This window comes from Vreelandella indica, assembly GCF_037070225.1.
In the GTDB taxonomy this organism is placed as follows: Bacteria; Pseudomonadota; Gammaproteobacteria; order Pseudomonadales; family Halomonadaceae; genus Vreelandella; species Vreelandella arctica.
The window spans coordinates 1-5,348 of sequence record NZ_JBANSO010000058.1 but is presented as its reverse complement, the minus strand read 5'-3'; the positions used below and the strand labels follow the sequence as shown (position 1 = coordinate 5,348).

Genomic DNA, 5,348 nt, shown 5'->3' with positions numbered 1-5,348 from the left:
GTCTTGCCCTTGCCATTCGCTAGTAGTTGTCGCCTACTATCCTGAATATCAGGGTGAGGCGGTGATCTTCCTACAGAGGACTTCCACCTCATTAGTTCATGCCCATGCTGGGCGTACACAAAGCAATTAAATTCGCTCCCTTCGGTCGCCGGACGCTCGTTCCTCGCGCCGTTTATTGCGGGCGTTAGCTGTAATTGTTCCACCTGCATAGTGATACTATAGTGTCACTATCAATTTGAATCAGGGATGAGCCCATGAAAGTTGAGCTTGTTACAAACCTTAAACGCCAAGCCACAAAAATCTTAGCAGACCTGCATCTGTCTAAAGAGCCGGTGCTGATCACTGAACATGGCCAGCCATCGGCTTATCTTGTTGATGTGCAAGATTACGAATTCATGCAGCGTCGGCTTGAGCTACTTGAGGGGCTCTCACGGGGAGAGCGTGCTGTACTTGAGGGAAGAACGTACAGTCAAAGTGAGGCCAGGGAGAAAATGAGTAAATGGCTGAAGTAATCTGGACTGAGCCAGCCCTTCAAGAGTTAAACGCAATCGCAGAGTACATTGCTCTAGATAATCCTGGAGCTGCGAGCCGCCTGTTAGAAGAGATTTTCGATAAAATCGAGCGCTTGGAAGATTTCCCCCAATCCGGGCGGATGCCTGCAGAACTCCCTAATTCGGTGTATAGAGAAGTCGTTGTTCCACCATGTCGCATTTTTTATCGTGAGGATGAGATGCGGGTTCTTGTCCTCTATGTTATGCGAGAGGAGCGGCAGCTTCGTGCGTACATGCTTGGGAACAGCTAATCCGGTGCGTCACTCGAATACTTTTTTCTCCGCTTCGTGACGTCAAACCTATCGGTGCGCTTCGCGTTATAGAAAACCACCACTGGCGCCTAAGTGTTGGCAGGTCAAGCAGTGGTCAGCATCCTGCGCTTAAAGAGCAATTGTTCCTCCAAACCCAACAATTAATGCGTGTGAAAACCCACTGGTACATTTCTTTGAGGGATTCCCGTGACCAATGTTCCATTACATTTGTGGGAAGGATTTTCTGGTGCCACTTTGCAATCAAATGGCGTGCTGTTTGAAGGCCTCGACCGTAAGCTGTCGCCGTTGCCTGAAAGCACAGAGGCACCGGTCCATAATCCGTCGCTCAACCTGGCAATGCGCTTTCAGGTCTCCGGTGACTTTGAGATCAATATCACCGCTACGCTGACCGCGGCCAACTCCACCTACTTCTTGTTCCACGGGGTTATCCCGATGGTGCAGGATGAGTGGTACTCCGCGATGAGTACCTTCAAAGCCCAGATCGTCAACGGTGACTGGTGTTACTGGACAATGTATCACCCTGACAATACCGAGTCGGGGAATGCTGCTGCCAGTGTAGGTGCCAATGTGGTTTACACCTTCAAGCGGGAGGGCACCGAGCTGGTGTTCCTGACCAACGGTGTGGAAGTAACCCGTCAGTCGGATATGTGTCTGTTTGCCGATGGGGTGGTTTATCTAAGCCTGGATGAAGTGAACGTGGGGGCAACGTTCCTTGTCACCCAGATCACCACGACCGGTAGCGTGGAAGAGATGCCTGTGCGTAGTGTGCCGAAGACAGTGGGCACCTTGCGTGATAAGGCCGGTAAGTTCCGAGTGGGTACCGCGGTGTCCACCTACCCGATGGTATTCGATGAGCAGTACCGCGCCATTCTAGGCAATGAGTTTAACCAGATCACCCCTGAGAACTGCATGAAGTTCCAGTTCATCCAGCCTGCCCGTGGCGTCTACGACTTTTATGAGTCGGATAAGCTGATCGACTACGCCGAACGTAATGGCATAGAGGTGCATGGCCACACGGTGGCGTGGAACGAAGCGACCCCGCAGTGGCTGTGGGATGGCTGGCTCAATGGAACCATCTCCGCTAGTGAAGTAGGTGAGATCCTCGACGAGCATATCGAGAGGTTGTTCGGTCGCTATAAGGGGCGCATGGTGTCATTCGATGTGATCAACGAGCCGTTCCTGGGCTGGACAGATCAGCTACGTGATTCTGTCTGGTACCAGGCATTAGGAAGTGGCTACATTGAACGGGCATTACGTAAAGCTCATGAAGTGGATCCGGACGTACTGCTGTTCATTAATGAGTGGGGGTGTGAAGAGGCGGGTGACAAACAGGACTTCCTGTTCAACCTGGTGGTCGAGTTGCAAACCGCCGGCGTGCCCATTCATGGCATTGGCTTGCAGATGCACGAAGACGTGAATGCTGATTACCAGGCGACCTGGCCACGCAATACTTCGTCTGTGACCAAGGCAGACTTGAAGTCGGCCATTGCCCGTTTCAAGTCGCTGGGTATCGAGGTACGGGTGTCGGAGCTGGACATTAACCAGTATCAGAACTTTGCCGATACCTCAAAGGCCGTAGCCGATTGGTATGCCCAGTACTTGGAAGCGTGCATCGAAGAGGGTGCACACTCGTTCACTATGTGGGGCTTCACCGATCGTTGGTCGTCACTTAATGAGTGGTACGACTATTACAACCATGGTAACGGGCTGATTTATGATGCCCAGTATCAACCCAAGCTGGCCTACCAAGCGCTTTCCAATACATTGGACGAGATGGCAAGTTCTCTTACCTCCCTCTGAAAGCAATGTTCTTATGAGCATCGGCATCGAATAGAGGCGGCTCACATAAATGTCCAGGCCAATATCCTCGTCACCTTATTTCCCTGCTGCATCTCTATTTCCCGACAATCAACAGCGCCGAGCTTACCAATCAGCTTCTTGGCAGGCTTCACATTGTCGGCTTTTGAAACCAGGCTGCTAAACCAGCGGCATTGAGTTGAATACGTTTGGCTTTCTCTGATTAGCTTTTTAAGAAACAACTGCTCGCCGCCCTTACACCAAAGCTCTGCGCCCAACCCGCCGAAATTCAGCGTAGGCGATTTGGTTTTTACTTTTTGTTCACCGCGACTACGTGCAAGGTTATTGAGTTTACGCTGGCTACCTTTAAGTGCCTCATCGAGCGAGGCATGGAAGGGTGGGTTGCATACACTGATATCAAAGAACTCGCCCGCTTGAATGATCCCTTCAAATATATGGTTTTTATCGGGCTGCGTGCGCAGCCCGAAGCGATTTTTGAGCGTGGGATTGTTGGCGATAATTGTGGTGACGTTCTCAAGCGACTGAGGGTTAATGTCACTACCCACACACTGCCAGCCGTAAATTTGGCAGGCCAGTAGCGGGTAGATGCCATTGGCTCCCGTCCCTATATCGAGCAGCTTGATGCTGGGTTGTTCACGTTCAAGCCCAATTAAGTCCGCCATGTGATGGATATAATCGGCTCTGCCTGGGATGGGTGGGCAAAGCGCACCCTCAGGAATGTCCCAATCGACAATATTGTAGTATTGGTTTAATAACGCGGCGTTGAGCGTTTTGACGGCCAATGGGTCAGCGAAATCGATGGAAAGTTGACCATAAGCGTTCGGTTTCACATGGGGGGCTAGTGCTGGGTGGCTTTTTACGAGAGCAGGGAAGTCATAGCCTTGGTTGTGTAGATTCTTCGGGTGCAGGCCTTTGCGAACAGGCCTAGCGCGGCTTTTTTCACTTCCATTGGGGGTGTTCACAGTCATAGGCCTGGGGCTTGGCGTTCATTAGTAGAGTGGGCTTGGCTTAGTCCGTGATTATAACCTTAAAAAAGGAGAGATAATGTCTAACACTGCCATTGTGCTAGGCGCGACGGGGGCTATAGGTACGCAATTAGTCATTCAGTTAAGCCAACGAGATGATGTAGCCAGCGTCATATTGATTACCCGCCGTGAATTAAATCTGCCGCTTGATTTTCCTAACGCCATTGCTTCAAAGATCCACACGCATGTTGTCGATTTTGAGCAGTTGGAGCAGCAAGCAGCGGCTTTGATGCCTGCAGGTGCTGTCGCCTTTGTCGCGTTGGGTACAACGAAAAAGCAGGCAGGCAGTGAAGAGGCATTTCGCCGTATTGATCATGGTTTGGTGCTGGCGTTTGCCCGTGCCTGTAAGGCAGCGAACGTTAGCAGGTTAGGAGTGGTCACCGCGCAGGGCGCTAATGTTAGTTCAGCGGTTTTTTATAATCGCGTTAAAGGAGAAGTGGAGCGCGATATTCAGGCGCTAGCGTTGCCAAGCGTATTTTTTGCGCGACCTTCCTTGCTGTTAGGGCGGCCCGACGATGGTCGTTTTGCTGAAAAACTGGGAAGTATGTTGCTTACTCCAACCGCGTCGCTTTTGCCTAAATCAGTGCGGCCTATTTCAACCAGACGCGTTGCGGCGGTGATGATTGAGGTAGCTTTTGATGCAGGCTCTAAGCCCCCATCTTTTGTACTAACAAATGCGGAGAGCATGAGCGGGAAGATTGAGTCGCCTGCCCACGCGAAGAAGGAAGTACGTTCCATTCAGGCCATAGGCGGCCTGAATGGATGCTGGCGGTCTTAGTTGGTTGCTTGGTTGGTTATGCCGACTTTTTCTTGTTCGCGCATTTGGTAGCTTTCGATTTCGTTATCCATCTCGTTATACATGTCGTTCTCTATTGTCAGCGTTGGCTGCTGGAAGTGGCGCAGTTGGCGTTTTAGGTAGCTGGTGTAGAGGTATCGGTTGTAAACCGCCCAAAAGTGAAAGGTTAGGAAGGTGACGACAAAGCCGATTAATACCACCTTGATCATGACCGAGGAATAGAGCTGTTCCACAATCGCTTCTTCCACGATGAAGAACATATACATCCTGGTCATGACCAACATCCACAGCACGAGGGTGGCGAGTGTGATTAAGATATCGCGTGTTCGATAGCCCCAGCTTTTTTGGCAAGGGTTGTCGATGATGACGGGCACCAGTTTATTGTTCATTGAATTGCTCCCCTCGGTCAGGACTAGTCCATGTGGCGAGCCTTCCCTTTTGGCTGCGTATTCCGCCCTATCGTGACCGCCCATTCCGTTTGAACGTGACCGTCTGTTCTGGATGATGGTGACCGCGCATTCCGTTTTATCGTGACCGATTTTGGGCAGTTTTCCGGAATCGCCGGTCACGTTGCCGGAATCATCGGTCACGTTCCCCCGGAATCACATCCAACACGCTGGAATTCTTTAACTTTATTCGGCATACCCTTCTTTTTCATCACGAGGAAGTGCGGATGCCGGCTGCGAGGATTTCCATGCGACAGATCATCGAGGTCTTGCGCCTCAAGCACGAAGTAGGCCTGAGCCACGACCGCATTGCCCGCGCCCGGTGATTTTCAACCCAGTTGTCCAAATGGCTGAGCTTAAGCAGCCTTTTTATTACGCTCGATTTCCTTCACTTTTCCTGGGTTAAGCGACACTGAACCAGTGACCCCCCAGTTTCGGGT

General features: G+C 51.3%; 6 protein-coding genes. 4 read left to right on the top strand and 2 right to left on the bottom strand.

Features of this window, described 5'->3' with window-relative positions; translation table 11 throughout:
• Positions 1–254 precede the first annotated feature (254 nt).
• From V8L71_RS20210 to V8L71_RS20200, 3 genes are all read left to right on the top strand, one after another.
• On the top strand, positions 255–512 hold the full coding sequence (locus tag V8L71_RS20210) for a type II toxin-antitoxin system Phd/YefM family antitoxin (RefSeq protein ID WP_022990189.1): 258 nt from the start codon (positions 255–257) through the stop codon (positions 510–512).
• Positions 500–802: a type II toxin-antitoxin system RelE/ParE family toxin gene (locus tag V8L71_RS20205; RefSeq protein ID WP_290675810.1), complete on the top strand. Its 303-nt coding sequence runs from the start codon at positions 500–502 to the stop codon at positions 800–802. Before V8L71_RS20210 ends, V8L71_RS20205 begins: the two co-directional genes overlap by 13 nt.
• A gap of 207 nt (positions 803–1,009) precedes the next feature.
• A complete protein-coding gene (locus tag V8L71_RS20200; RefSeq protein ID WP_336275278.1) occupies positions 1,010–2,623 on the top strand; it encodes an endo-1,4-beta-xylanase in 1,614 nt (537 codons plus the stop codon).
• Positions 2,624–2,664: 41 nt separating this feature from the next.
• Here the strand turns inward: V8L71_RS20200 and rlmF are convergent, their stop codons facing one another.
• Positions 2,665–3,609, bottom strand: a complete 945-nt coding sequence (gene rlmF / locus V8L71_RS20195; protein ID WP_336275277.1) for a 23S rRNA (adenine(1618)-N(6))-methyltransferase RlmF — start codon at positions 3,607–3,609, stop codon at positions 2,665–2,667.
• Positions 3,610–3,685: 76 nt separating this feature from the next.
• Here rlmF and V8L71_RS20190 point away from each other — a divergent pair, with 76 nt between their 5' ends.
• A complete protein-coding gene (locus V8L71_RS20190; RefSeq protein ID WP_336275276.1) occupies positions 3,686–4,444 on the top strand; it encodes an NAD(P)H-binding protein in 759 nt (252 codons plus the stop codon).
• On the opposite strand, the gene V8L71_RS20185 is transcribed toward V8L71_RS20190, so the two are convergent.
• On the bottom strand, positions 4,441–4,851 hold the full coding sequence (locus V8L71_RS20185; RefSeq protein WP_336275275.1) for a hypothetical protein: 411 nt from the start codon (positions 4,849–4,851) through the stop codon (positions 4,441–4,443). The genes V8L71_RS20190 and V8L71_RS20185 overlap by 4 nt on opposite strands.
• Between the last annotated feature and the right edge of the window lie 497 nt (positions 4,852–5,348).

Coding starts and splice junctions, on each gene's coding strand:
- V8L71_RS20210 (WP_022990189.1), top strand. CDS start 255: ATGAAAGTTGAGCTTGTTACAAACCTTAAACGCCAAGCCACAAAAATC.
- V8L71_RS20185 (WP_336275275.1), bottom strand. CDS start 4,851: ATGAACAATAAACTGGTGCCCGTCATCATCGACAACCCTTGCCAAAAA.
- V8L71_RS20190 (WP_336275276.1), top strand. CDS start 3,686: ATGTCTAACACTGCCATTGTGCTAGGCGCGACGGGGGCTATAGGTACG.
- V8L71_RS20205 (WP_290675810.1), top strand. CDS start 500: ATGGCTGAAGTAATCTGGACTGAGCCAGCCCTTCAAGAGTTAAACGCA.
- rlmF (WP_336275277.1), bottom strand. CDS start 3,609: ATGACTGTGAACACCCCCAATGGAAGTGAAAAAAGCCGCGCTAGGCCT.